This is a genomic window from Achromobacter sp. 413638, assembly GCF_043119405.1.
Classification (GTDB): Bacteria; Pseudomonadota; Gammaproteobacteria; order Burkholderiales; family Burkholderiaceae_B; genus Achromobacter.
In genome coordinates this window covers 22182-48604 of sequence record NZ_JBICCO010000024.1, presented here as the reverse complement: position 1 = coordinate 48604, position 26423 = coordinate 22182, and the positions used below count along the sequence as shown (strand labels likewise).

At 69.3% G+C, this 26423-nt stretch carries 22 protein-coding genes; 12 read left to right on the top strand and 10 right to left on the bottom strand.

What is annotated here, in order from left to right:
- Positions 1–20: 20 nt before the first annotated feature.
- Positions 21–1088: an MBL fold metallo-hydrolase gene (locus ACEU5R_RS12220; protein ID WP_392410399.1), complete on the bottom strand. Its 1068-nt coding sequence runs from the start codon at positions 1086–1088 to the stop codon at positions 21–23.
- A gap of 99 nt (positions 1089–1187) precedes the next feature.
- Here ACEU5R_RS12220 and ACEU5R_RS12215 point away from each other — a divergent pair, with 99 nt between their 5' ends.
- Positions 1188–1568: a MerR family DNA-binding transcriptional regulator gene (locus ACEU5R_RS12215; protein ID WP_392410396.1), complete on the top strand. Its 381-nt coding sequence runs from the start codon at positions 1188–1190 to the stop codon at positions 1566–1568.
- A gap of 7 nt (positions 1569–1575) precedes the next feature.
- The gene (locus tag ACEU5R_RS12210) at positions 1576–1908 is read left to right on the top strand and encodes a YnfA family protein (RefSeq protein ID WP_103271923.1); all 333 of its coding nucleotides are present in this window, start codon (positions 1576–1578) and stop codon (positions 1906–1908) included.
- A 64-nt stretch (positions 1909–1972) separates the two neighbouring features.
- Here the strand turns inward: ACEU5R_RS12210 and ACEU5R_RS12205 are convergent, their stop codons facing one another.
- Together ACEU5R_RS12205 and ACEU5R_RS12200 are read right to left on the bottom strand one after the other, a co-directional pair.
- On the bottom strand, positions 1973–2944 hold the full coding sequence (locus tag ACEU5R_RS12205; RefSeq protein ID WP_103271922.1) for a tripartite tricarboxylate transporter substrate binding protein: 972 nt from the start codon (positions 2942–2944) through the stop codon (positions 1973–1975).
- Between the two features lie 162 nt (positions 2945–3106).
- Positions 3107–4285: a M20 aminoacylase family protein gene (locus tag ACEU5R_RS12200; protein WP_392410392.1), complete on the bottom strand. Its 1179-nt coding sequence runs from the start codon at positions 4283–4285 to the stop codon at positions 3107–3109.
- A gap of 245 nt (positions 4286–4530) precedes the next feature.
- On the opposite strand from ACEU5R_RS12200, the gene ACEU5R_RS12195 reads away from it, so the two are divergent.
- From ACEU5R_RS12195 to ACEU5R_RS12150, 10 genes are all read left to right on the top strand, one after another.
- Positions 4531–5709: an isovaleryl-CoA dehydrogenase gene (locus ACEU5R_RS12195; protein WP_103271921.1), complete on the top strand. Its 1179-nt coding sequence runs from the start codon at positions 4531–4533 to the stop codon at positions 5707–5709.
- Positions 5710–5734: 25 nt separating this feature from the next.
- Positions 5735–7666: a bifunctional isocitrate dehydrogenase kinase/phosphatase gene (aceK, locus tag ACEU5R_RS12190; RefSeq protein ID WP_392410389.1), complete on the top strand. Its 1932-nt coding sequence runs from the start codon at positions 5735–5737 to the stop codon at positions 7664–7666.
- Positions 7667–7689: 23 nt separating this feature from the next.
- Complete coding sequence (locus ACEU5R_RS12185; RefSeq protein WP_103271919.1) at positions 7690–8871, top strand: acetyl-CoA C-acetyltransferase; 1182 nt, start codon at positions 7690–7692, stop codon at positions 8869–8871.
- A gap of 222 nt (positions 8872–9093) precedes the next feature.
- Entirely contained in the window at positions 9094–10701 is a 1608-nt protein-coding gene (locus ACEU5R_RS12180; RefSeq protein ID WP_392410386.1) for a carboxyl transferase domain-containing protein, read from the top strand.
- A 55-nt stretch (positions 10702–10756) separates the two neighbouring features.
- Positions 10757–12769 (top strand): acetyl/propionyl/methylcrotonyl-CoA carboxylase subunit alpha, encoded by a 2013-nt coding sequence (locus ACEU5R_RS12175; RefSeq protein ID WP_392410384.1) that lies wholly within the window; start codon positions 10757–10759, stop codon positions 12767–12769.
- A 175-nt stretch (positions 12770–12944) separates the two neighbouring features.
- Complete coding sequence (locus tag ACEU5R_RS12170; RefSeq protein ID WP_103271916.1) at positions 12945–13223, top strand: hypothetical protein; 279 nt, start codon at positions 12945–12947, stop codon at positions 13221–13223.
- Positions 13224–13227: 4 nt separating this feature from the next.
- Complete coding sequence (gene mdtN / locus ACEU5R_RS12165; protein WP_103271915.1) at positions 13228–14277, top strand: multidrug transporter subunit MdtN; 1050 nt, start codon at positions 13228–13230, stop codon at positions 14275–14277.
- Positions 14258–16300 carry an FUSC family protein gene (locus ACEU5R_RS12160; RefSeq protein ID WP_392410381.1) on the top strand — a complete coding sequence of 681 codons (2043 nt, stop codon included), beginning with the start codon at positions 14258–14260 and terminating at the stop codon, positions 16298–16300. The genes mdtN and ACEU5R_RS12160 overlap by 20 nt, the downstream gene beginning before the upstream one ends.
- 1 nt (position 16301) lies before the next feature.
- The gene (locus ACEU5R_RS12155) at positions 16302–17861 is read left to right on the top strand and encodes a TolC family protein (protein ID WP_369869780.1); all 1560 of its coding nucleotides are present in this window, start codon (positions 16302–16304) and stop codon (positions 17859–17861) included.
- A 91-nt stretch (positions 17862–17952) separates the two neighbouring features.
- Entirely contained in the window at positions 17953–19179 is a 1227-nt protein-coding gene (locus ACEU5R_RS12150) for an MFS transporter (protein WP_392410379.1), read from the top strand.
- Positions 19180–19228: 49 nt separating this feature from the next.
- Here the strand turns inward: ACEU5R_RS12150 and ACEU5R_RS12145 are convergent, their stop codons facing one another.
- The 7 genes from ACEU5R_RS12145 to ACEU5R_RS12115 all read right to left on the bottom strand — a co-directional run bounded on the left by ACEU5R_RS12145 (position 19229) and on the right by ACEU5R_RS12115 (position 26169).
- Positions 19229–20545 (bottom strand): NAD(P)/FAD-dependent oxidoreductase, encoded by a 1317-nt coding sequence (locus ACEU5R_RS12145; RefSeq protein WP_392410377.1) that lies wholly within the window; start codon positions 20543–20545, stop codon positions 19229–19231.
- Between the two features lie 57 nt (positions 20546–20602).
- On the bottom strand, positions 20603–21373 hold the full coding sequence (locus ACEU5R_RS12140; RefSeq protein WP_103276268.1) for an ABC transporter ATP-binding protein: 771 nt from the start codon (positions 21371–21373) through the stop codon (positions 20603–20605).
- Between the two features lie 32 nt (positions 21374–21405).
- Complete coding sequence (locus ACEU5R_RS12135; protein WP_212321048.1) at positions 21406–22176, bottom strand: ABC transporter permease; 771 nt, start codon at positions 22174–22176, stop codon at positions 21406–21408.
- Between the two features lie 71 nt (positions 22177–22247).
- On the bottom strand, positions 22248–23249 hold the full coding sequence (locus ACEU5R_RS12130; protein WP_103271908.1) for an ABC transporter substrate-binding protein: 1002 nt from the start codon (positions 23247–23249) through the stop codon (positions 22248–22250).
- Between the two features lie 240 nt (positions 23250–23489).
- Positions 23490–24461, bottom strand: coding sequence for a LysR family transcriptional regulator (locus ACEU5R_RS12125; protein WP_392410374.1), 972 nt, complete (start codon positions 24459–24461; stop codon positions 23490–23492).
- A gap of 287 nt (positions 24462–24748) precedes the next feature.
- The gene (locus tag ACEU5R_RS12120; protein WP_392410372.1) at positions 24749–24889 is read right to left on the bottom strand and encodes a hypothetical protein; all 141 of its coding nucleotides are present in this window, start codon (positions 24887–24889) and stop codon (positions 24749–24751) included.
- A gap of 221 nt (positions 24890–25110) precedes the next feature.
- Positions 25111–26169 carry a YwqG family protein gene (locus tag ACEU5R_RS12115; protein WP_392410370.1) on the bottom strand — a complete coding sequence of 353 codons (1059 nt, stop codon included), beginning with the start codon at positions 26167–26169 and terminating at the stop codon, positions 25111–25113.
- Between the last annotated feature and the right edge of the window lie 254 nt (positions 26170–26423).

Sequence of the window (26423 nt, the reverse complement as noted above, 5' to 3'; positions counted from 1 at the left end):
GACGCGTCCACGCCTGACAATCAGGCCGCCGTGAAGCGCACGATGCCGTCGGCGTCCTGCGCGCGCTTTAGCTTGCCTTCGAAGTACAGCGCATGCAGGTGCGCCAGGGCCTCGCCCATGGCAAAGGTCAGCTGGTGCAGGTCCAGCTTGCGCTTGAACAGCACCGGCACGATGTCCGACGTGGACTTCGGCCCCTGCGCACAGGCCTCCAGCACTTCGGCCAGGCGATCGCGGTGATGCTCGTGCTGCTGCGCGATGCGCGCATGCAGCCCCTTGAACGGACGGCCGTGCGAGGGCAGCACCAGCGTGTCCTCGGCCAGGTCGGCGTAGCCGTCCAGCGAACGCAGGTACAGCGGCAGCGGATTGGCGTCGGGCTCGTAGTCGAACACGCTGACGTTGGTGGAAATGCGCGGCAGCACCATGTCGCCGGAGATCAGCACGCGCAGGTCGGGCGCGTACAGCGAGGCATGCTCGGGCGCATGACCGTAGCCCACGATGACGCGCCAGTCGCGGCCGCCGATACGGACCTGATCACCGTGCAGGATGCGCGTGTAGCGCGTCGGCATGGCCGGCACCAGGCCGGGATAGTAATTGGCGCGCTGGCGGATCTGTTCCTGCGAGGCCGGGTCGACCAGTCCGTGGCGCGCGAAATGGTCCACCGCCGACTGGCCGCCGGGGCCCACGCCGTCGCCGCCCCGGCGCGAGGACCAGAGCGAAGCCACCATGAAATCCGTCATGGTCATCCACAGCTCGGCGTTCCAGCGCTCGCACAGCCAGTGCGCCAGGCCGACGTGGTCGGGATGCATGTGCGTGACCAGCACGCGCAGCACCGGCAGGCCGTCCAGTTCCTGCTCGAACACCCGCTCCCACAGCGCCTTGACCTCGTCGCGGGCGATGCCGCAGTCGACGATGGTCCAGCCCTGGCGTCCGTTGAGCTCGTCGCGCAGCAGCCACAGGTTGATATGATCCAGCGCGAACGGCAGCGGCATGCGGATCCACTTCACGCCGTCGGCGACCGCCTGGGCCTTGCCGGGTTCGGGCTGGACATCGCCCCATGGGTACTGCAGCTGGTGCTCGTTGGGATTCATTGCCTTGCGCTCCGTGCTTGACGATCGGGTCAAGGCATCATAATTTACGTTTACGTAAACTGCCACCCACCACTACTACCCACCCCCGCCACCCGCCGCATGTCCCCGTCAACCTGGACCATCTCCGAACTCGCCCGCGAGTTCGACGTCACGCCCCGCACGATCCGCTTCTATGAAGACCAGGGGATCGTCAGCCCGGCGCGCGAGGGGCGCAACCGCATCTTCGGTCCGCGTGACCGCACGCGGTTGAAGCTGGCGCTGCGCGGCAAGCGGCTGGGCCTGCAACTGTCGGAAATCCGCAGCCTGATCGACATGTACGACGGCCCCGGCGACACCGACGTCCAGCTGCGCCAGTACCAGAGCGTGCTCGCGCAGCACCGCGCCATGCTGGAGCAGCAGCGGCGCGACATCGACGACACCCTGCGCGAGATCGCGGAACAGGAACGCCAATGCAGCGACCTGTTGGCGCACAAGTCCTGAACGCGCCGTGGCGGTCCTGCAAACCTTCCTGCTGTTCGTCCTGACGGCGCTAGCCGAGATCATCGGCTGCTATCTGCCGTACCTGTGGCTGCGCAAGGGCTATTCCGCCTGGCTGCTGCTGCCCGCCGCCGCCAGCCTGGCGCTGTTCGCCTGGTTGCTGACGCTGCATCCCGAGGCCTCGGGCCGCGTCTACGCGGCCTACGGCGGCGTGTACATCAGCATGGCGCTGCTGTGGCTGTGGCTGGCCGACGGCGTGCGCCCGGTCGCCAGCGACTGGATCGGCGCGGGACTCTGCCTGGCCGGCATGCTGGTGATCATGTTCGGCCCGCGTTCGGGTTAGCGTGCGCGGGCCGGCATCGCCAGGGCCCGCGATCAGCGCGGGGCCCCTGGCGAAACGCCGGTCGTCACTCGGCCTTGATGCCACCTTCCTTGATGACGCGGGCGTTGCTCGCGTACTCGTCCTGCACCTGCTTGACGAAGGCATCGCCGGCGGCGGTGCCCGGCTGCAGATAGGACTTGGCCAGCAGGTCCTTGAAGTCGGCGCTGGCGGTGGCCTTGGCCAGCGCGGCCTGCACCGACTGCACCACGGCCGGCGACAGCTTGGCCGGGCCGAACACGCCGAAGTTCGAGTAGTACTGCAGCTGCGGCAGCTTCAGTTCGGCCATGGTGGGCACGTCCGGCCAGGCGGCCAGGCGTTGCGGCGCCATCACCGCCAGCGGCTTGAGCGCGCCGCTGGCCACGTGCGGCAGCACCACGTCGCTGTTGATCACCAGCAGCTCGACCACGCCGCCCAGGCCGTCGGTCAGCGCCTGGCTGTTGCCGCGATACGGCACGTGCAGCATCTTGGTGCCGGTCTGCGCGGTCAGCGCCGACATGCCGATGTGGGCCACGGTGCCCTGACCCGGCGTGCCGTAGCGCACGCCGTCCGGACGCGACTTGGCGAATTCGATCAGGCCGGCGAAGTCCTTCACCGGCAGCGCCTTGGTGGCGACGATGGCGACCGGAGCGACGGCCACGCTGGCCAGCGGCGTCAGGTCCTTCAGCGGGTCGTAGTTGGTCTTGGCCAGATGCGGGTAGATCGTCAGCGGGCTGGTCGAGGCCAGCAGCAGGGTGGTGCCGTCCGGCTGCGCCCGGGCCACCACGTCGGTGCCCACCGAGGCGCCAGCGCCCGGCTTGTTCTCGACGATGACGGTGATGTTCGATTCCTTGCGCAGCACGTCGCCCAGGCGGCGCCCGATCGCGTCGGCGCTGCCGCCGGCGGTGTAGGGCACGACCAGCGTGACGGGCTTGGCGGGCCAATCCTGGGCCATTGCGCCGCTTGCCATGATTGCCAGGGCCGCCCCCGCGGCCTTGATCAGCAATGTCTTCTTTTTCATATCTTCCTGATGATGTTGCGTAGCACTGCGTTGAAGTAAAGCGTGTGCCGGTCGACGGACCGGGTAGAACAACCTGCGGGTAAGACTAGGGAAAAGCGGGGTAAGACATCGGTCGGGCGGCCCGCGCGCGTAGCGCCGGCCGCCCTGGATTCGGAAACGGGATCAGGCCGCCAGATAGCGCTGCGCCAGCCGCACCCAGTAGCTCGCGCCCGGCGCGATCAGCGCGTCGTTGAAGTCGTAGCTGGCGTTGTGCAGCATGCAGGGGCCCAGGCCGTGGCCGGCATGGCGGTGATCGCCGTCGCCGTTGCCCAGGAATATGTAGCAGCCGGGCTTGGCCTGCAGCAGGAACGCGAAGTCCTCGGACGCCATGGCCGGCTCGATGATCCGGGCGCGGCCTTCGCCGGCCACTTCGCGCGCCACCTCCAGGCAGAACGCCGTCTCGGCCTCGGTGTTCACCAGCGCCGGGTAGCGGCGCTGGAAATAGACCTCGGCCTCGCAGCCGTGCGCGGCGGCGATGCTGCCGGAGATCTCGTGCATGCGGCGCTCGATCAGGCCGACCACTTCATCGCTGTAGGCGCGCACCGAACCGCCCAGCCAGGCGCTGTCGGGAATCACGTTGATCACGCTGCCGCCGGCCTGCACCTGCGTGATGGACAGCACGGCCGCGTCCAGCGGGCGCTTGCTGCGGGTCAGGATGGTCTGGAACGCCTGGCCGATGGCGAACAGCGCGGGCACGGGGTCGGCGCAGTCCTGCGGCGCGGACGCGTGGCCGCCCTTGCCGCGCACGGTGATCTTGAAGCCGTTGGCCGCCGCCATCATGGGACCGGCGCAGACGCCGAACGTGCCGGCTTCCATGCCCGGCCAGTTGTGCATGCCGAACACGGCCTCGCAGGGGAAGCGCTCGAACAGCCCGTCCTGGATCATGGCGCGGGCGCCGGCGCCGCCTTCCTCGGCCGGCTGGAAGCACAGGTACACCGTGCCGTCGAAGCCGCCGTGCTGCTGCAGGTGGCGGGCCGCGGCCAACAGCATGGCGGTGTGGCCGTCATGGCCGCAGCCGTGCATCTTGCCGTCATGGCGCGAACGGTGTTCGAACTGGTTTTCCTCCTGCATCGGCAGGGCGTCCATGTCGGCGCGCAGCATGATGGCGCAGTCCGACGTGCCCTGGCGCAGCACGCCGACCACGCCGGTCTTGGCGATGCCGGTATGGACCTCGATGCCCCAGCCGCGCAGCGTGTCGGCCACCACCTGGGCGGTGCGGTGCTCTTCGTAGCACAGCTCCGGATGGGCGTGCAGATCGCGCCGCAGCGCCACGATGTCTTCCAGGTTCGATAGTTCGGGCACCGCCAACTCCGTTGCAATGTTTCGAAATAAAACAGGAGCCCGATAATACTCAGACACCGTGACCGGCACACAATCATTTGCCTAGGGAAAACCCCAATCTAATTTACGTTTACGTAAACGTAATATTTGCGGTGCATCATTGCGCGGCGACGACGGTTCGGCGCATGATGCGAGCACGCGACGGATCTGGCGCGGTAGTTGGCGCCTACAAGAACATGTAAGTACCTACTATCACGGAGACATCGATGAATCTTCCCGGACTGAACTTCGACCTGGGCGAAGACCTGGATATGCTGCGCGATGCGGTGCGCACTTTCGCGGCCGCCGAGATCGCCCCGCGCGCCGCCGAAGTCGACCGCAGCGACCAGTTCCCGATGGATCTGTGGCGCAAGTTCGGGGACCTGGGCGTGCTGGGCATGACCGTCGGCGAGGAATACGGCGGCGCCAACATGGGCTACCTGGCCCACATGGTGGCGATGGAGGAAATCTCCCGCGCCAGCGCCTCGATCGGCCTGTCCTACGGCGCGCACTCCAATCTGTGCGTGAACCAGATCAACCGCAACGGCACCGCCGCGCAGAAAGCCAAGTATCTGCCCAAGCTGATTTCCGGCGAGCACGTCGGCGCGCTGGCGATGAGCGAGCCGGGCGCCGGCTCCGACGTGGTCAGCATGAAGCTGCGCGCCGACAAGAAGGGCGACCGCTACGTGCTCAACGGCACCAAGATGTGGATCACCAACGGCCCCGACGCCGACACCCTGGTGGTCTACGCCAAGACCGATCCCGAGGCGCATCAGCGCGGCATCACCGCCTTCCTGGTGGAAAAGGGTTTCAAGGGCTTCTCGGTGGCGCAGAAGCTGGACAAGCTGGGCATGCGCGGCAGCCACACCGGCGAGCTGGTATTCCAGGACTGCGAGATCCCCGAGGAAAACGTGCTGGGCCAGGTCAACGGCGGCGTCAAGGTGCTGATGAGCGGCCTGGACTACGAGCGCGCCGTGCTGTCCGGCGGCCCGGTCGGCATCATGCAGGCCGTGATGGACGTGGTGGTGCCCTATATCCACGACCGCAAGCAGTTCGGCCAGGCCATCGGCGAATTCCAGCTGATCCAGGGCAAGGTCGCCGACCTGTACACCACGCTGCAGGCCAGCCGCGCGTTCTGCTACCAGGTCGGCAAGAACCTGGACCGCCTGGGCGCCGAGCACGTGCGCCAGGTGCGCAAGGACTGCGCCGCGTTGATCCTGTACACGGCCGAGAAAGCCACCTGGATGGCGGGCGAGGGCGTGCAGATCCTGGGCGGCAACGGCTACATCAATGAATACCCGGTGGGCCGCCTGTGGCGCGACGCCAAGCTCTACGAGATCGGCGCCGGCACCAGCGAAATCCGCCGCATGCTGATCGGCCGCGAGCTGTTCGCCGAAACGGCCTGATCCACCGCCCCGCCCGCGTGCCGCCATGATCCGCATGTCCGACGTCCAGCGCATCGAGCAGGCGCCCGTTCCCGGGCCCTCGCCGCGCGACGTCGCCCAGCGCATCCTGGCCGGCTTCGACCGCCACTACGCGCTGTTCCGCTACAGCGCGCAGCGCGCCAAGTCGCTGTATGAATCGGGCGACTGGCACGGCATCCAGCGCCTGTCGCGCGAGCGCATCGAGTACTACGACATGCGCGTGCGCGAATGCACCGCGCAGCTCGAAGGCGCGCTGCGCGGCCGGCCCGGCGGCGCGACGGGCCCGAACGGCGCGGACGCGGCCAACGGCAAATCCACCGCGAACGGCGCCGGCGGCGCGGACGGCAGGTCCGCCGCGCTGGACGATGCGCAGACCGCGTTCTGGCAGCAGGTGAAGCAGGAATTCGTCGGCCTGCTGGCGGACCACCGCCAGCCCGAGTGCGCCGAGACCTTCTTCAACTCGGTGTCGTGCCGCATCCTGCACCGCGACTACTTCCACAACGATTTCCTGTTCGTGCGCCCGGCGGTGGCCACCGACTACCTGGACAGCAGCATGCCGTCCTACCGGGTCTATTACCCGGTGGCCGACGGCCTGCAGAAAAGCCTGATCCGCATGGTGGCCGACTTCGGGCTGGCGCTGCCGTTCGAGGACCTGCCGCGCGACACGCGCCTGCTGGCCCGCGCCGCCGTCAAGCAACTGCGCGCGCAACTGCCGCGCCACGTCGGCCGGCGCATCGCCAGCGATTGCCAGATCCATGCGCTGGGCTCGCTGTTCTTCCGCAACAAGGGCGCCTACATCGTAGGCCGGCTGATCAACCAGACCACCGTCTACCCCTTCGCCGTGGCGCTCACGCGCAACCCGGCCGGACAGGTGACGCTGGACGCGCTGCTGCTGGGCGCCGACGACCTGAGCACGCTGTTCAGCTTCACGCGCGCCTATTTCCTGGTGGACATGGAAACGCCGGCCGCCGTGGTCAACTTCCTGTCCACGCTGCTGCCGCGCAAGCCCAAGGCCGAGCTGTACACCATGATCGGGCTGCAGAAGCAGGGCAAGACGCTGTTCTACCGCGACTTCCTGCACCATCTGGCGCATTCGCGCGACGCCTTCGACATCGCGCCCGGCATCAAGGGCATGGTGATGTGCGTGTTCACGCTGCCGTCCTATCCCTATGTGTTCAAGCTGATCAAGGACCGCATCGACAAGGACGGCATGGACCACGCCACCGTGCGGCGCAAGTACCAGATGGTGAAACTGCACGACCGCGTCGGCCGCATGGCCGACACCTGGGAATACTCGCAGGTGGCGCTGCCGCGCGCGCGCTTCGCGCCGGCCCTGCTGGACGAGCTGCGCCGCCTGGTGCCCGAGCTGATCGAGGAAACCGCCGACACCGTGGTCATCCGCCACGTCTACATCGAACGCCGCATGACGCCGCTGAACCTGTACCTGCAGCAGGCGCCCGACGCGCTGCTGGAGCCGGCGGTGCGCGAGTACGGCGACGCGATCCGGCAGCTGGCCGCGGCCAATATCTTCCCCGGCGACATGCTGTACAAGAATTTCGGCGTCACGCGCCTGGGCCGCGTCGTGTTCTATGACTACGACGAAATCCAGCGCATGACGGAAATGAATTTCCGCCGCATCCCGCCCGCCCCGAACGAAGAGGCGGAAATGTCGTCGGAACCCTGGTACGCCATCGGCCCGAACGACGTGTTCCCCGAGGAGTTCGGACGATTCCTACTCGGCGACGCAAGGGTGCGCGCCGCCTTCATGCGCCACCACGCCGAGCTGCTCGAACCGGAATGGTGGCAGGCCTGCCGCGCGCACGTGGCGCAAGGCAGGATCGAGGAATTTTTCCCTTACGATACAGACAGGCGACTGCGCCCCCGACACGCCGCGGACACCCACGCGGCGGCGGGCGCAGCCTCGCAAACCCCGAGCTGACCAGAACCTCACAGGAGCTAGCCATGTCAGATCCCATCGTTATCGTTTCCGTCGCCCGCACGCCCATGGGCGGCATGCTGGGCAGCCTGTCCGGCCTGGCCGCGCACGAACTCGGCTCGGTCGCCATCAAGGCGGCCGTCGAGCGCGCCGGCATCAAGCCCGAGCAGGTCGACGAAGTCATCATGGGCAACGTGCTGCAGGCCGGCCAGGGCCAGGCGCCCGCCCGCCAGGCCGCGCTGGGCGCGGGCCTGCCGCTGGGCGTGGCCTGCACCACCATCCACAAGGTCTGCGGCTCGGGCCTGAAGGCGGCGATGTTCGGCCACGACCTGCTGGCCTCGGGCAGCGCCACCATCGTGGTGGCCGGCGGCCAGGAAAGCATGAGCAACGCCCCCTACCTGATGCTCAAGGGCCGCCAGGGCTACCGCTACGGCCATAGCACCGTGTACGACCACATGGCGCTGGACGGCCTGGAAGACGCCTACGACAAGGGCAAGGCCATGGGCGTGTTCGCCGAGGACTGCGCGTCCAAGTATTCCTTCACGCGCGAGCAGCAGGACGCCTTCTCGCTGGAATCGCTGCGCCGCGCCCGCGCCGCCTCGGAAGACGGCAGCTTCAAGTGGGAAATCGCCCCCGTCACCGTGGCCGGCCGCAAGGGCGACACCGTGATCGACACCGACGAGGCCCCCACCAAGGCCATGCCGGAAAAGATCCCCACCCTGAAGCCCGCCTTCAAGAAGGACGGCACCGTCACCGCCGCCAACTCCTCGTCGATCTCCGACGGCGCCGCCGCCATGGTGCTGATGCGCGCGTCCACCGCCGAAAAACTCGGCGTCAAGCCGCTGGCCCGCATCGTGGCCCACAGCCAGCACTCGCAGGAACCGAACTGGTTCACCACCGCCCCCGTGGGCGCGCTGAAGAACCTGTTCGCCAAGACCGGCTGGAAGGCCGAGGACGTGGACCTGTACGAGATCAACGAAGCCTTCGCCGTGGTCACCATGGCCGCCATGACCGACTTCAAGCTCCCGCATGACAAGGTCAACGTCCACGGCGGCGCCACCGCCCTGGGCCACCCGATCGGCGCCTCGGGCGCCCGCCTGATGGCCACCCTGGTCGGCGCGCTGCGCAAGACCGGCGGCAAGCGCGGCGTGGCCACGCTGTGCATCGGCGGCGGCGAAGCCGTGGCGATGGCCATCGAGATGGTCTGATCCCGCACCCCGCTCCGCTTTCCGGGGCGGGCTACTCGCCCGCCCCGGAAACGGATGCCGCTGCGCCTGCTGCCGCCACGGCCCGCAGAGGCGCAACGATATCCGCGCAGTCCCTTGCCACACCCCGCGCGACACAGACAACCATGCCCGGACCACCGGGCGGCGAGACAAACCGCTCCCCGAGCGCCTTCAAATCCCAACCAGCAGGACGGGTGGAACCCCATGCCCATCATCGAATCCCGCATCAATACGCGATCGCAGGACTACACCGACAAGGCCCGCGCCATGCAGGCGCAGCTGGACGACCTGAACCAGCAGCTGGCGCGGACCGCGCTGGGCGGCAACGAGGCCGCGCGCGCCAAGCACGTGGCGCGCGGCAAGCTGCTGCCGCGCGACCGCGTCGAACAGCTGATCGATCCGGGCAGCCCCTTCCTGGAACTGTCGCCGATGGCGGCGCACGGCATGTATGAAGGCGAGGCGCCGGGCGCCGGCGTCATCACCGGCATCGGCCGCGTGTCGGGCACGGAATGCGTGATCGTGTGCAACGACGCCACGGTCAAGGGCGGCACTTACTACCCGATGACGGTCAAGAAGCACCTGCGCGCGCAGGAGATCGCCGCGCAGAACCGCCTGCCCTGCGTCTACCTGGTCGACTCCGGCGGCGCCAATCTGCCGCGCCAGGACGAGGTCTTCCCCGACCGCGACCACTTCGGCCGCATCTTCTACAACCAGGCCACCCTGTCGGCCCAGGGCATCGCGCAGATCGCGGTGGTGATGGGGTCCTGCACCGCCGGCGGCGCCTACGTGCCCGCCATGAGCGACGAGTCCATCATCGTCAAGAACCAGGGCACCATCTTCCTGGGCGGCCCGCCGCTGGTGAAGGCCGCCACCGGCGAGGAAGTCAGCGCCGAAGACCTGGGCGGCGGCGACGTGCACACGCGCCTGTCCGGCGTGGTCGATCACCTGGCCGCCAACGACATGCACGCGCTGCAGCTGGCGCGCAACGCCGTCGCGCGGCTGAACCTGCAAAAGCCGCAGCCGCTGGCGCTGCGGCCCGTGCGCGAACCGCGCTACGACCCGTCCGAACTGAACGGCATCATCCCGGCCGACACCCGCAAGCCCTATGACGTGCGCGAGGTCATCGCGCGCATCGTCGACGGCTCGGAATTCGACGAGTTCAAGGCCCGCTTCGGCCCCACGCTGGTCACGGGCTTTGCCCACATCCAGGGCATGCCGGTGGGCATCGTGGCCAACAACGGCATCCTCTTCTCGGAGTCGGCGCAGAAGGGCGCGCACTTCATCGAGCTGTGCGCGCAGCGCAAGATCCCGCTGGTGTTCCTGCAGAACATCACCGGCTTCATGGTCGGCCGCAAGTACGAGAACGAAGGCATCGCGCGTCACGGCGCCAAGATGGTGACGGCCGTGGCCACCGCCGCCGTGCCCAAGTTCACCGTGCTGATCGGCGGCTCGTTCGGCGCCGGCAACTACGGCATGTGCGGCCGCGCCTATTCGCCGCGCATGCTGTTCATGTGGCCCAACGCGCGCATCTCGGTCATGGGCGGCGAGCAGGCCGCCAGCGTGCTGGCCACCGTCAAGCGCGACGGCATCGAGGCGCGCGGCGGCAACTGGCCGGCGGCCGAGGAAGACGCGTTCAAGGCGCCCATCCGCGAGCAGTACGAGCGCGAAGGCCATCCGTACTACGCCACCGCGCGCCTGTGGGACGACGGCATCATCGCCCCGGCCGACACGCGCCGCGTGCTGGGCCTGGCGCTGTCGGCCGCGCTCAACGCCCCGATCGAAGACACGCGCTTCGGCGTATTCCGGATGTAGGGCGGCGCAGCCGCCCCTCGCGCAGCCCCAGAACAATCCCGCCTGGATGAACTCCATGTTCGATACTTTGCTGATTGCCAACCGCGGCGAAATCGCCTGCCGCGTGGCCGCCACCGCCCGCCGCCTGGGCATCCGCACCGTCGCGGTGTATTCCGATGCCGACGCCAACGCGCGCCACGTCGCCGCCTGCGACGTGGCCGTGCACATCGGCGGCCCCGAGCCGCGCGCCAGCTACCTGCGCGCCGACGCCATCCTGCAGGCCGCGCGCGACACCGGCGCGCAGGCCATCCACCCCGGCTACGGCTTCCTGTCGGAAAACGAAGCCTTCGCCCAGGCCGCCACCGACGCCGGCATCGCCTTCGTCGGTCCGCCGGCCTCGGCCATCGCCGCCATGGGCAGCAAGTCCGCCGCCAAGTCGCTGATGGAAAAAGCCGGCGTGCCGCTTGTGCCCGGCTACCACGGCGACAATCAGGACCCGCAGTTCCTCAAGACGCAGGCCGACGCCATCGGCTATCCGGTGCTGATCAAGGCCAGCGCCGGCGGCGGCGGCAAGGGCATGCGCGTGGTCGAATCGTCCGGCGCCTTCCTCGACGCGCTGGCTTCCTGCCAGCGCGAGGCCGCCTCCAGCTTCGGCGACGACCGCGTGCTGATCGAACGCTACCTGCAGAAGCCGCGCCACATCGAGATCCAGGTCTTCGCCGACACGCAGGGCAACTGCGTCTACCTGTTCGAGCGCGACTGCTCGGTGCAACGCCGCCACCAGAAGGTCATCGAGGAAGCGCCCGCGCCCGGCATGACCGAAGAACGCCGCCGCGCCATGGGCGAGGCCGCCGTGGCCGCCGCGCGCGCCGTCGGCTACGTGGGCGCCGGCACGGTGGAATTCATCGCCGAGCCCGACGGCCGCTTCTACTTCATGGAAATGAACACGCGCCTGCAGGTCGAGCATCCGGTCACCGAGATGATCACCGGCCACGACCTGGTCGAATGGCAGCTGCGCGTGGCCGCCGGCCAGCCGCTGCCGGCGCGCCAGGAAGACCTGCGCATCGAGGGCCATGCCATCGAGGCCCGCATCTACGCCGAGAACCCCGAAAAGGGCTTCCTGCCGTCCATCGGCACGCTGGCCTACCTGGGCCTGCCCGCGCACACCGCCTTCGCCAACGGCGACATCCGCGTGGACGGCGGCGTGCGCATGGGCGACACCATCACGCCGTTCTACGACCCCATGATCGCCAAGCTGATCGTGCGCGGCGCCGACCGCGACCAGGCCCGCGCCCGCATGCTGCAGGCGCTGGCGCAGACGCAGGCCGTGGGCGTGCAGACCAACGTCGCCTTCCTGTCGCGCCTGATGCGCGACAGCGCCTTCGCCGCCGCCGACCTGGACACCGGCCTGATCGAGCGCCAGCGCGACACCCTGCTGCCCGCGCCGCGACCGGCCGGCGCCGACGCGCTGGCGCTGGCCAGCGCCGCCGTGCTGGCGCGCCAGGGCCTGGCCCAGCCCGGCGCGGCCGCGCAGGCCTCGGCCGATCCCTGGGACGCGCGCGACGGCTGGCGCCTGGGCGGCCAGTACCGCCGCGAGCTGCAATGGGTGGACAACGGCGAAACGCGCCGCGTCGCCATCGCCCGCCACGGCAAGGACTGGACCCTGGATGCCGGCGATGGCCCGCAACCGTTACTGTGGCGCGCGCAGGCCAACGCCGGCGGCGCCTTTGCCCTGCGCGTCACGCTGGGCGGCCATGAAAGCGCCGGCACCGTGGCGCTGCACGCCGACCGCGCCTACGTCTTCACCGACGCCGGTTCGCACGCGCTGGAGCTGTACGATCCGCTGGCGCACTCGCAGGACACGCAGGGCGAGCACGGCGGCGGCCTGACCGCGCCCATGCCGGGCAAGATCATCTCCATCGCCGTCAAGGCCGGCGACACGGTCGAGAAGGGCCAGCCGCTGCTGGTCATGGAAGCCATGAAGATGGAGCACACCATCTCGGCGCCGGCCGACGGCAAGGTCGCCGAGGTGTTCTACGCCATCGGCGACCAGGTCACGGAAGGCGCGGAGCTGGTGGCGATAGAGTAGTCCAGGCGGCGTGGCGAGCGGGCCATGTGGCCGCCGCGCCGCGCCGCTTGCCCGCGCGCTGGCGGGACTCCGCGACAATAAATGTCAAGGCTGGGGTAACTCCGGAGCGCGACGCGGCATGGCGGTGATACTCTGGTCAGCTGTAGTCCGACACAGGCGATCCGGCCAACACGCCATGCCGAAATCACTGCCTCTTTTCCGAGCCGCCGCCGTCACGGCGGCTCTCCTGGTCCTGCAAGGCTGCGGCCCCGGCGGCGCGCCGTCCTATGTGATCTTCGGCGCCTACTTTCCCCGCTGGCTGCTGGCGGGCCTGATCGGCATCGTCGCGGCCCTGGTCGCGCACCGGCTGTTCGTGGCCAAGGCCTGGAACGGCAAGCTGCCCCTGCAACTGTCCGTGTGCTGCGCCATCGGCATGGTCGTGGCCGTCCTGTTCTGGACGCTGGCGACGAGGTGACCCCATGAAACTCGCCGGCACGCGCAAGACTCCCGCCCTCGGCCGCCTGATCGCGCTGGCCATCATCGCGCTGGGCGTGGCCGCCCTGGCCTACGCCTGGCACCGCAGCGCGAACTACCCCGCCACCGACAGCGCCGGCATCGACGCCGACCTGGTCCACATCGCCACGCCCGTCGGTGGCCGCCTGGTCGGCCTGCCGGTCAAGGAGAACCAGCGCGTCGCCAAGGGCGATGTGCTGCTGGAGATCGACCCCGAACCCTACCGCCTGACCGTGCAGCAGGCCGAGGCCGACCTCGCCATGGCGCGCGCCTCGCTGGAATCGCGCCGCCGCATGCTGATCTCGGAACGCGCCAATTCCGCCATCGCCGACGAACAGCTGCGCCGCGCCGAGGCCAACCACGCGCTGGCCGCGCGCACCGTCAAGCGGCTGGCGCCGCTGGCGGCGCAGGGCTACATCCCGACGCAGCAATACGACCAGTCCCAGGTCACGCTGCGCGACGCCGAGGTATCGCTGAAACAGGCCCAGCAACAGCAGGCGGCCGCCGCCAGCACCATCGGCGACGAGGCCGAGGCGCAGGCCGCCGTGCAGGCCCGCGAGGCCGCCCTGGCGCGCGCCCGCCACTCGCTGGAACAAACCGTGGTGCGCGCCCCCCACGACGGCTACGTGACCGGGCTGTCGGTGCTGACCGGCGAGACCGTCGCGCCCAGCCAGTCCCTGTTCACGCTGGTGGCGTCGGATGAATGGTTCGCCGTCGCCAACTTCCGCGAAACCGATCTGGCGCAGATCGCCATCGGCGACTGCGCCACGGTCTACTCCATGATCGACCGAGGGCAGGCCATGCGCGGCAAGGTCGTGGGCATCGGCGCCGGCGTGCTCGACGGCGACCGCGTCAACCTGCCGCATTCGCTGCCGCTGGTGCAGCGCTCGGTGAACTGGGTGCGGGTGGCGCAGCGCTTCCCGGTCCGCGTCGAACTCGAGGAGCCGCCGGCGCAGCTGGTGCGCATGGGCGCCAGCGCCGTGGTCGAGATCCGCCATGGACCGGCCTGCCGCTAGGCCCGGCTTCCCGCGCCCGGGCGATCTGGCGCGGCTGCTGGCGCCGTTCCCCGGACGCGGCGAGATGACGCTGCGCCTGACCGTCATCTGCGCGCTGACCGCGCTGGTCGCCAGCGCCTACGGCACGCCGGAAGCGGCGCTGTCGGTCTACATCGCCTTCTTCCTGATCCGCCCGGACCGCGTGCTCAGCGCCATCCTGCCCGCCATGATGCTGCTGCTGGTCTCGGTGATCCTGGGCGTGATCCTGCTGGTCACCACCGCCAGCATCGACTATCCCATCCTGCGCGTCTCGGCCATGGCGCTGCTGTCGGCGGGCTTCCTGTTCCTGGCCTCCGCCAGCAAGCTGCGGCCCATCGGCGCCATCCTGGCGATGATTGTCGGCTTCGGGCTGGACCAGATGGGCCGCGTGCCGATCGGCGAGGCCAGCACCCGCATGCTGCTGTATGCGTGGCTGCTGGTGGCCATCCCGGCCGGCGCGGCCATCGTCGCCGGCCTGCTGCTGGCGCCTTCGCCACGGCGCCTCGCCTGTGATCGGCTGGCGCGCCGGCTGAGGCTCGCTGCCGAACGGCTGAGCGGCAGTGCGGACAGCACCCCCGCCTTCGCCCTGACCTTGCGCGAAGGCAACAAGCAGATCCTGACCTGGCTGAAGCTGTCCGCGCTGGAAGGCAGTTCAAGCCGCGCCGACGTGGCCGCGCTGCGCCAGGCCGCCGTCTCCAGCATCGCCATTCTGGGCGCCGTGGATGTGCTGCGCGGCGAGGGCGGCACCGGCCTGCCCGACGCGCTGGCGCGGTCATTGGCCGGCACGCTGGCGGACATGGCGGCCATGCACGAACAGGGCGGCTATCCCGTCGAGATCGACCTGGCGTTGCCGTCGGTCACGCTGCCCCCGGCCGCGCGCGCCGCCCTCGATGAAATGCACGACGCCATCATGCGCTACGCGGAATCGCCGGATGCGCCCGCTGGAGCAACCGGCGTCTCCGATGCGTCTGCCGCGGGGTCGCCCGCCGCAGGGGCGCCTGCCGCAGGGTCGCCCCCCACGGATGCGTCCACCGCGCCGACCGCGCCCAAGCGCGGCGGCTTCTTCCTGCCCGACGCCGGCACCAATCCCGAACACATCGCCTACGCGCTCAAGACCACCGGCGCGGCGATGTTCTGCTACCTGCTGTACACGCTGCTCGACTGGCCCGGCATCCACACCTGCGTCATCACCTGCTACATCGTGTCGCTGGGCAGCGCCGGCGAGACCGTGCAGAAGCTGCGCCTGCGCCTGGCCGGCTGCGTGATCGGCGCGCTGGCGGGCACGGCCGCCATCGTGTTCATCGTGCCGCACATGGACTCCATCGCCTCGCTGCTGGCGCTGGTGTCCATCGCCGCCGCGCTGTCGGCCTGGATCGCGGTGGGCCCGCCGGCCATCGCCTACGCGGGCTTCCAGATCGCCTTCGCCTTCTTCCTGTGCGTCATCCAGGGCGCCGGCCCGGGCTTCGACCTGACCATCGCCCGCGACCGGACCATCGGCATCCTGCTGGGCAACATGGTGGTCTACCTGATCTTCACGCGCGTCTGGCCGGTCAGCATCGCCGCCAGCGTCGACCGCGCCATGACGGCCCTGCGCGCGCAATGGCGCGCGGTCGCGGCCGGCGGCGCGGCGCGCCATGCCCTGGCCGCCGAGGCGCTGGCCGCCGGCCGCGACGCGCAGCGACAGCTCTCGCTGACCGCCTATGAACCCGCATGGCTGCGACCGCCGCAAGCCTGGCAGGATGCCCGCCGCGACACACTGGCGGCGCTGTCCGCCACGGCCGCGCCGCTGGTCCTGGCCGCCGGCCGCGCGCCAGGCGATGCCGCGCTGCTGGCGCGGATCGACGGCGCGGGCCTGGCCAGTCCGCCATCGCCCCCCCTGCCGGCCGCGCGGGGCGACGCGGCGCTGCCCGCCTTGCTTCAGCTGATGGACGCCCGGGCCGCGCGCGCCGTCGCCGGCCCGTCCACCGAACCCACCCAGGAAGCCCCGGCCCATGCCCCTGCCTAAGATGCCGAGCCTGTCCGTCCGCCCATCCTGGCCAATCCCGCTGCCGCGCCTGTCCTGGCCGGCCCTGCTGTTGAGCCTGGCCGGCTGCGCCACCTCGTCGCTGGACCTGGCCCCACCGCGCGCCGACCGGCCCTGGACGCCACCCGTCGACGCCAGCGGCGCCATCGTCTCCGGCCCGGCCCGGCCCGACAGCCCCGACGCGCGCTACGTGCTGCCGGCCAACGCCGCCGCCGGCGCGGTGCCGCAAGACAACGCCATCGATCCCGGCCACGAATACACCTTGGCCGAACTCATCGACCTGGCGCAATCGTCCAATCCGCGCACCCGCATCGCCTGGAACGCGGCGCGCAACGCCGCGCTGGCCACCGGCATGGTCAAGAGCGTCTACCTGCCGCAGCTGGCCGCCACCGCCATGACGGGCTGGCGCCACAGCAACGGCTCCAGCAACATCGGCCTGGGAGACTCCTCCAGCAACAGCAGCACGCACGGCACCGTGGGCGTGCTCTCGCTGCAATGGCTGCTGTTCGACTTCGGCGGCCGGCAGGCGCGCGTGCAGGCCGCCGAACAGGCGACCATCGCCGGCAACGTCGCCCTGACCGCCGTGCACCAGCAGCTGGTCCAGGAGGTCAGCGTCGCCTACCACGGCTATATCGCGGCGCGCGCGCGCACCGTCAACGCGCGGCAGGGCCTGGTCAATGCCGGCACCCTGCTCGATGCCGCCAACGCGCGCTACCGGCAAGGCCAGGGCACCGTGGTCGAGGTGGCGCAGGCGACCCAGAACCGCGAACAGGCCCGGCTGGCCACTGTCACCGCCGACGGAGCCGAACAGGACGCTTATCTGGCGCTGATCACCGCCATGGGCATCTCGCCGCTGGCGCAGCCGCGCATCGCCGCGCTGCCCGATCACGCGCTGTCGCCCGCGCTGGCGCAGCCGGTCGAACAGATCATCACCGACGCGCTGGCGCGCCGGCCCGACGTGCTGGCCGCCTATGCGGCCGAGCAGGCCGAACAGGCCAAGGCGCGCGCGGCGGACTCGGACTTCCTGCCCAAGGTCTTCCTGTCCGCGTCGACCTCACACACCTCGGGGCGCTCGTCCATCACCGCCGTGCCCGCCATCGGCCAGCAGGCCGGCACCGTCAACCTGGACGGCAGCCGTTCCGGCTCCAGCGTCTTCCTGGGCGTGACGCTGCCGCTGTACGACGGCGGCCTGCGCGCGGCGGCGCGGATGCAGGCGCGCAACGACGCCGCCAGCGCCGGCGAACGCCTGACCCGCGCCAAACAGGACGCCACGCGCCAGATCGTCGCCGCCCGCAATGCGCTGCGCTCGGGCATCGCCGCGAACGAGGCCGCCGTCGCGCTGCTGAAAGCCGCGCGCGTCACCTACGACGCCGCGTCCGCCGCCTATCGCAACGGCGTGGGCTCGCTGACCGACGCCACGCTGGCGCAGAGCCAGATGCTGGTCGCGCAGAACGCCTACGCCGACAGCATCGCCAATGCGCGCTCGGCGGCGGCGGTGCTGGCGGTGGCGACGGGCAGGGTGTCGCTGCTGGACGAACGCTAGGACGGCGCGGCCGCTGGTCCGCCCCCTTTAGCTCGCCGTCAGCCCGCCGCGCCTAGAATCGGAAGCTTTCGCCCGCGCCGCGCGACCCGCCATGCCTGCCCCAGACACCTCCGGTCCCAGTCCGTTAGGACGCCCCGCCTTCCTGCATTTCCTCTTCGCGCGCGTGAGCGCGTCGCTGGCCTTCCAGATCGTCTCGGTCGCCGTGGGCTGGCAGATCTACGAACTGTCCGGCAGCGCGCTGGACCTGGGCCTGATCGGGCTGGCTCAGTTCCTGCCGATGGCGGCGCTGACGCTGGTGGTGGGCCACGTGGCCGACCGATACGACCGCCGCAAGATCGTGGCCATCTGCATGGCGGTGGAAGTGCTGGCCACGCTGATGCTGGCGGTCGCCGCGCTGCACGGCCTGGGCGACAAGCCGCTGATCTACGCCACGCTCATCATCATGAGCTCGGCGCGCGCCTTCGAGGCGCCCACGCTGTCCACGCTGATCCCCGCCGTGGTGCCGCGCGAATGGCTGCCGCGCGCCACGGCCCTGTCCTCGTCGGGCGGGCAGATCGCGCAGATCGCCGGGCCGGCGCTGGGCGGCGTGGGCTACGGCCTGGGCGCGGGCTGGATCTACTGCGTGGCCGCCGCGCTGTACCTGACCGCCTTCGCCGCCGTCGCCAGCATGAAGATCGACAGGACGCCGCCGCGCAAGGAGCCGACCACCTGGCACACGCTGTTCGCCGGCATCACCTTCATCTTCCAGCGCCGGCTGCTGCTGGGCACGCTGTCGCTGGACCTGTTCGCCGTGCTGCTGGGCGGCGCCGTCGCGCTGCTGCCCATCTACGCCAAGGACATCCTGCAGGCCGGCCCCTGGGCGCTGGGCGCGCTGCGCGCCGCGCCCGCCTGCGGCGCCATGCTGATGTCGCTGACCCTGGCGCGGCTGAGCCTGGGCAACCAGGTCGGCCGCCTGCTGTTCAGCGCGCTGATGGTGTTCGGACTGGCCACCACGGTGTTCGGGCTGTCCACCTCCATCCCGCTGTCGATCGCCGCGCTGGTCGTGCTGGGCGCGGCCGACGCCGTCAGCGTGGTGCTGCGCTCGTCGCTGGTGCAGCTGAACACGCCCGACCACATGCTGGGCCGCGTCAGCGCCGTCAACACGCTGTTCGTCAGCGCGTCCAACCAGCTCGGCGAATTCGAGTCCGGCGTGATGGCCGCGCTGGTCGGCGCGGTGCCGGCCGTGGTGATCGGCGGACTGGGCACCGTGGCGGTGGCCGGGTTGTGGATGTGGTGGTTCCCGGAGCTGCGCAAGCTGCGCACGCTGGTTCCGGCATGACGCCGGGGTCGGGCTGGCCTGGTCTCGCCTGATTGACCCCGCCGCGCCCCTACTTCTCCAGCCCCGCCTTCCTCACCTGACAGGCAATCGCCGTCAGCACCCCGATGCGCCGCAGCGGATCGGGCGGCAGCCAGTTCGGTTTCTCGAAGGCTTCCAGGTCATCCAGCATGGCGCTGCGCTGGCCGGCGATGCGCTCGGCCAGCAGGCGGCCGTGGATCGTGCCCTTGATGACGCCCGCGCCATTGCAGCCAACGGCGGCGTAAAGCCCGGGCCGGACCTCGCCGACGAAGGACGCGCCGTTGCCGGTCAGGGCGGTGGAACCGCTCCACACATATTCGAAATCATGCGCGGCCAGTTGCGGATAGCGGCGCTGGAACGACGCGCGCAGCTGTCCGGCCATGCGCTCCAGCGGTTGCTCGGCCTCGTAGGAATAGGCGCTGCGCACCATGAACCTGCCGCCACGGATGCGGCGCAGCGTGGTGCCCAGGCGGTTGGCGGGAATGACGCCCCACTGGTCGCGCTGGCCCAGCAGCGCCTGCTGCGCCGCGTCCAGCACCGGCGTCACGCCCGCGTAGGTGTAGATGGTGACCAGCCGGCTGCGCAGGAAACCCAGCCGCCGCGCGAAGGCATTGTTGGCCAGGATCACGTTGTCGGCGCTGAACTGGCCATTGCGCGTGCGCACGATGTAGGGACCGCCGCCATCCACCGATTCGACCGGATTGTTCTCCATCAGCCAGACGTTGTCCGGCAGCGTGTCGGCCAGTCCGCGAATCAGCGCGGCGGGCTGCACGAAGACGTTGTTCATCGAGTGGTAGCCGAACTGGTAGTAGTCCGTGCCCAGCTGCTCGCGCATCGCGTCGCGGTCCAGCTCGGAGTACGCCACGCCCCAGTCGCGATACTGCGCCAGCGATGCGCGCAGATTCCGGCTGCCTCCCTCGGTGGCGGCGGCATGGTACTTGCCGGCCAGGTCCCAGCCGCAATCGAAGCCGCCCTGTTGCGACAGTTGCGCCAGCCAGTCCAGCCCGGCCTGGTACATGGCGATCTGCTTGCGCGCGATCTGCAGCGGGCTGTGATGCCCGCTCATGCGCGTGTTGTGGGGCAGGTTGATCAGGAAGCCCGAGTTGCGTCCGGCCGAGCCTTCGCCGGCGCTGCTGGCGTCCAGCACCAGGATGGGTTCCCGCGGCTGCAATTCAGCCAGCCGGCGCGCGGCCGCCAGGCCGGTATAGCCTGCGCCGATGACCACATGCCTGAAGCGCGATTGCGGCGGCGCGGCCACGCGCGGCGCGCGCGCCGGCAGCATGGCGTTCCAGCCCGAGCCGCTTTGGTAGTGAGGAAAAGTCCGCGATTGCCCTGAGGGGTGAGACATGATGATGGGTTCAGTGTTGCGGTTGGAATAGCGTTCGCCGGCGCGCCGCCGCGCGCCTCATTGGTCGGCGCGCGCCTGCAGGCTGCGCATGACTTCGTTCTGCACGATGCCCCAGATCTGCGATTTCAGCTCGATGTAGCGCGGCGACAGCTGCACGTCGGCATTGCGCGGAAAGGGCAGGTCGTTGGGAATATCGCAAGCCACGCGGCCCGGCCGCGCGCTCATGATGACCATGCGGTTGGACAACAGCAGCGCCTCGTCGATGGAGTGCGTGATGAAGATGATGGTCTTGCCGCTGCGCTCGTAGATGCGCGTCAGCTCTTCCTGCAGCACCTGCCGCGTCATCGCGTCCAGCGCCGCGAAGGGCTCGTCCAGCAGGATCACGTCGGGATCGTTGGCCAGCACCCGCGCGATGGACACGCGCTGGCGCATGCCGCCGGACAGCGCCTTGGGATAGGCGTCCTCGAAGCCCTTCAGGCCCACCATCTCGATGAACTGCTGCGCGGTGGCGCGGCGCTCGGCGGCCGGCACGCCCTTGAGCTTCAGGCCGAAGGCCACGTTCTCGGCCACCGTCAGCCAGGGAAACAGCGCGTACTGCTGGAACACCATGCCGCAATGCGGATCCACGTCGCGCACCTCGCGGCCATTGACCACGATGCGGCCGGCGCTTGGCTGCTCGAAGCCGGTGATCAGGTTCAGCAGCGTGGACTTGCCGCAGCCCGAGGCACCCAGCACCACCAGGAACTCGCCGCGCTTGACCTCCAGATCCACGCCTTGCAGCGCATGGAAGGAACCGAAGGACTTGGAGATGCCTTCGAGCGAGATCATCGTGTCGTTCGCCATCGTATCGGCCTTCGTATTCATCGCGACCATGCCAGCACCCTGTTTTCGATGACGCGGAACACCACGTCGGTGATCAACACCGTGACGCTGATGAGCGCCATGCCCAGCACCACCGTGTCGGTCTGGAAGAACTCCTTGCCGTTCATGATCAGGAAGCCCAGCCCTTCCTTCGCCGCCACCAGCTCGGCGGAGATCACGCAGGTCCAGGACAGCCCCAGGATCACCTTGAAGCCGCTGAAGATCTGCGGCAGGCTGGCCGGCAGGATCACCAGGCGCATCACCTGCGGCCCGCTCGCGCCCAGGTTGCGCGCGGCGCGGATCAGCAGCGGATCGATGTTGCGCGTGGCCTCGATCACGTACAGCAGCGCGGGCGCGAAGGTGCCCATGAAGACGATGCTGTACTTCTGCGTCTCGGTGATGCCGAACCACAGCAGCGACAGCGGAATCCAGCTCATCGACGGCAGCGGCCGCAAAAAGGACAGGATCGGATCGAAGGCCGCGCGGGCGCGCCGCGACGTGCCCAGGAAAATGCCCAGCGGGATCGCCAGCGCGGTGGCGGCGGCGAAACCCACCATCACGCGACGCGCGGACGCCAGGATGTGGGACATCAGGGAACCCTGTTCCCACATGCCCGCCATGCGGGCGTAGACGGAAGAGGGTGGAGGCAGGAACAACGGGTCCACCCATTGCAGGCGGCACGCGGCCTCCCAGAACAGCAGCAGCGCGATCACGGACACGCTGCTGATCAGCATCAGATCCGGACGCCGCTGGCGAGTCGGGGCGTTCATCATTCAGTTCATTCCAGGCGTTGAAGGTTCAAGTGCGCGAACAACGCGGCGCCAGGCCGGCGCCGCGCGTCCTACAGATAGGCCGGGTCGATCCACTCGCGCACCGGCGGCGCCTTGTCGATCTGGCCGTAGCGCACCATCATCTCGGCCAGCTTCTGCAGGCCGTCGATGTACTTGCCGCCCGGATCCAGCAAACCGCGCTGGTCCGCCGCGCCGTACCAGTCGGCGCCCTTCACCATCGCCAGCTGATCCGCCGGCGCCAGCTTGGTCAGCTCCACCAGCGCGGTCACGGCGCTGTCCGGCTGCGCGCGCAGCTGCTCATTGGCGCGGAAATACGCCTTCAAGAAACGCTTCACCGCGTCCGGGTTTTTCTCCAGGAAGGCGCGGCGCGCCACCAGCACGTCCGGTCCCGGCGTCACGCCGTAGTCGCGGTAGAGCGAGAACTGCGTGTCATCCGCCAGCACGCGCGCGCCCGGCATGGCGCTGATGGCGTTGAACTGCGGCGTCCAGGCCGCCGCCGCATCGATCTGGCCGGACTGGAACGCGGCCGGCATTTCCGGCGCGGGCACGTTCAGCACGGTCACGTCCTTATCCGCCTTCAACCCGGCCTGATCCAGCAGGTTCAGCACCAGCAGATGCGCGCTGGACGCGAAGGTCACGCCGACCTTCTTGCCCTTCAAATCAGCCAAAGTCTTGACGCCATCGCGCACGATCAGCCCTTCCACGCGGCCGAAATTCTCCGGCACGCCGATGATGGCGAAGTGCTTCGACCCGCGCGCCATCACCGCCAGCGCCGCCGGCGCGGCCGTGACCGCCATGTCGATATTGCCCGACAGCAGGGCGCTGACGCGCGCCGACGTGGTGCCGAACGATTCCCAGCCCACGTCCAGCCCCTCGGCCTTGAAATAGCCGGCCTGGATGGCCAGCCAGGCCGGGTAATGGCCCAGCCAGGCCGAGCCGCCGTAGCGCACGGCCTGCGCGCCCGCCGCCCAGGCGCGGCCGGTCAGCGGCAGCGACAGCGCCGCCGCCCCCAGCGCCACGCCCTGGATGAATCTCCGTCTTGTCTCCTGCATGTCCTTCTCCCTTTGCGTTGTTATGGTCTGGCCGCCCCAAGGCTGACGACGGTCCCGCGGGGGCAGCGTGCGCACCTCAGGCGCGCGACGCGGGGACCGCCTTGATTCACCGATTTCACCCACCGCGATACGCGCGTCATCGGGATCGCGCGGAGCCGGCTTTTTCAGTCAGTAGTGATGCCCTCTTGAGGGGCCGCCCAGATGGGCGGCGCACAACGCTTCAGATGTGGGCCCTGCCTTTCAACACAAGCGCATCTGCCGTCCCAGCCACGGCAGCCGCGCGTTGATCTGCGGAAAGATCTCCGTCTCCAGCGCGGTTCGGCTGTACTGCCAGAACGCGTCCGCCATCTCCTCGAACTCGCCCTGGCGCGACACCTGGTGCAGCGTGCGCGCCAGGCCCGGTCCCGGCAGCGGCAGCACCGCCACCTGGTCCAGCCACGAACGCCCCTGCAACAGGCACAGCGGCGTGGTCAGCGCCCAGCCCAGATTGGCCGCGATCATCGCCATCACCACGTCGCTGGTATCGATTTCCAGGAACGGCGGCGCGGTCACGTTGGCGCGGCGCATATGGCGCTCGATCATGGCGCCGAAATGCGAGCGGCGGCTGAAACGGATGAACGGCGCCGCCTGCGCCAGCTGCCGCAGATCCATGCGCGCGAATTCGTCCGCGCGCGCCGTCGGCGCCACCAGCACGAAGGGCTCGTTCAGGATCGCGCGGCGCGCCAGTCCATCCACATCCTCCAGCGCGTCCGTGGTGACGATGATGTCCACCTGCCTGTTCAGCAGCGCCTGCGCATGGCCGTAGGCCAGCCCCGACCACACCAGCACCTGGCTCGCGCTCTGCGTCAGCCGCTTGACGATGGCCGGCCCGGTCGTGGCCGCGAAGGAATCGATCATGCCGATGCGGATCGCCGGCCGGTTCATCAGGTCGGCCTCGCGCACCTGCGCGATCAGCCGGTCCACGTCATCGACGATCTGCCGCGACTGCCGCTGCAACGTCACGCCCGCCGGCGTCAGCCGGTACGGCCGGCGCGTGCGGTCCAGCACGCGCATGCCCAGCGTGGTCTCGATCTGCGAAATCGTCTGCGACACCGCCGACTGCGTCACGCCCAGCGCCTCGGCCGCCGCCGACAGGCTGTCGGCACCGGCCACCGCCGCGAAAATACGCAGCATGCGGATATCGAGTCCGGAATCGTTTTTCAGCGCGCCCATGGTGTCTCCTATGAGAAATGCTAAGAATGCCTATCTTTGTGGTCAAAAATATCGGCTTGTTTAAGCAAATCTAATAGTTGGCATTAGGGCGTGTGAAGTGGGCGGATGGCGGAGTGACCGCGAGCCGGTGGGAAAAGAGGGGGGAATTTGCCGACGCCCGCAGGCTCGCGGGCTGGCCTTGGCCGTTGAACCGCGCGTGTTCGGGCCGGGGAAAATCCGGCGATCAGCGACGGGTCACACTGCCGCCAGCCGCTCGACCGTGTCGGGGAATTTCTCGACCAGGCGGATCAGCAGCGCGGCCTGGGCTTTCGGCTTGGCGCGGGCTTGAGCTCCACCTCGTGCGTGCGCAGCGTGTGCTTGCCCGCGCGCGCGTTCGACATCGCGTCGAAACCTTCGGCGATTTCCGAGTACAGGTTGCGCTTCTTCATCGTCTGGCCTCCAGTTCGGCATGCAGCAGCGCCTGAGCGCATGCGCTTTGGTCGACGTTGAATATACGTAGGCAGCGTAGGAGCATCAACCCGCGACGCATGGCGCATCGTCTGATAATCGCTGGCCCCTGCCGGATTACGGAACCGGCCGGCGCGCACGAACGCGCGCCCGGACAGTGGCTACAACCGCGCAGCGTGATCCTGGACGAGAGGGCAACGACCTAATCGCACTGATACGTCAGCCGCGCCCGATCAAACCGGCGCGCCGCGATGTCCTCTTCGCGCATCGTCACGTAATAGGCACCCGGCTGCGGAATGCCTGCATTCGGATCCGCGCCGATCTGCAGCACCAGCCGCCATTCCTGCGCGGACGCCATCAGCTTGCGCGCCTGCTCGGTCTGCCAGACCTCGCTGGTGCCGCAATACAGGCCGTTCGCGACCAGCTGGCAGGTTTCCTGCATGCCGCTCTGTATCGTCTGCGGAAAACCGCCCAGCTGGTGGTTGTCGCGTTCTTCGCTGTCTGGCGTGCCGAACTGTTCCAGCCAGTCTTCGTAAGCGTCGCAGCTTTCCTCGTCGTCCAGATCGAAGGCGTCCCAGGACGCGTCGTCGGTCTGGATAGGCGTGTAGACGGTCTGGGCCGAGGCCGGCGCCGCGCGGAACACGCAGGTCCATTCCTCATCGGAGATCGACGACAGCGCTTGCGGAACCGATGCGCGCACCAGCGCGGCCGCCGGCGTCGCGTCCCACAACACGCGCCAGCCCACCGAGGCGGCGGGCGAGAAGGCCTCGGCCTGTTCCAGGAAGTCGTAGAACACCAGCAGCCGGCCTTCGTTCGGCAGCGCGGTGTCGAAGCCCGCATGCGTCGACAGATCGGCCAGGTTGAACTGGCCCAGGAAGGACAGCGGGAACGCCGTTTCCACCGCGTCCGCGCGCCGCCGGTATTCCTCGCTGAACAACTTGCCCTGGGCGGGCGTCATCCACGAACCCTTCTTCTTCGAATCCGCCAGCGTGCGGTCCGCATTCTGGCGATGCCCCTGCGCGCGCTGTGCCGCATCCGGATAGGCAGGCCGCGTCGGCCAGGCCATGCCCGGCGGCAGATCAGGGCTGCCGCCGATCTTGGTCGCGCCCAGGGGAATCGCGGCCTCGTCGGCGGCGGAGGTGGCCAGCACCAGCGCCGGACGCGCCTGCGCGACCAGATGAGCGACGACCGTCCCGGGCAGCTCGGTCTCGGCGAGCGACTGGCGCAGGGCGTCCAGGCTTGCGGGGAATGAGGTAGACATGTCCAGCAGGTCCTCCGGGATGGCGCGCAATGCCGTCACGGTGTCACGGCGTCTTGCCGCCGGACCGGACACTGCGCGAATCACTCAACCGCCGCGTGCAAACCAGACAAGGCAACGTCAGGCGCAAGGGACTGCGCACGCAGCATCCCCGCGACGGGCTTCGAGTGCGAAGCCGCCATTCTACGGCGGCACCGTGACCGGGCTCTCCCGCTCGTCCCGTACCAGGCCAACCGCCACCACCAGGACGCCGGCGC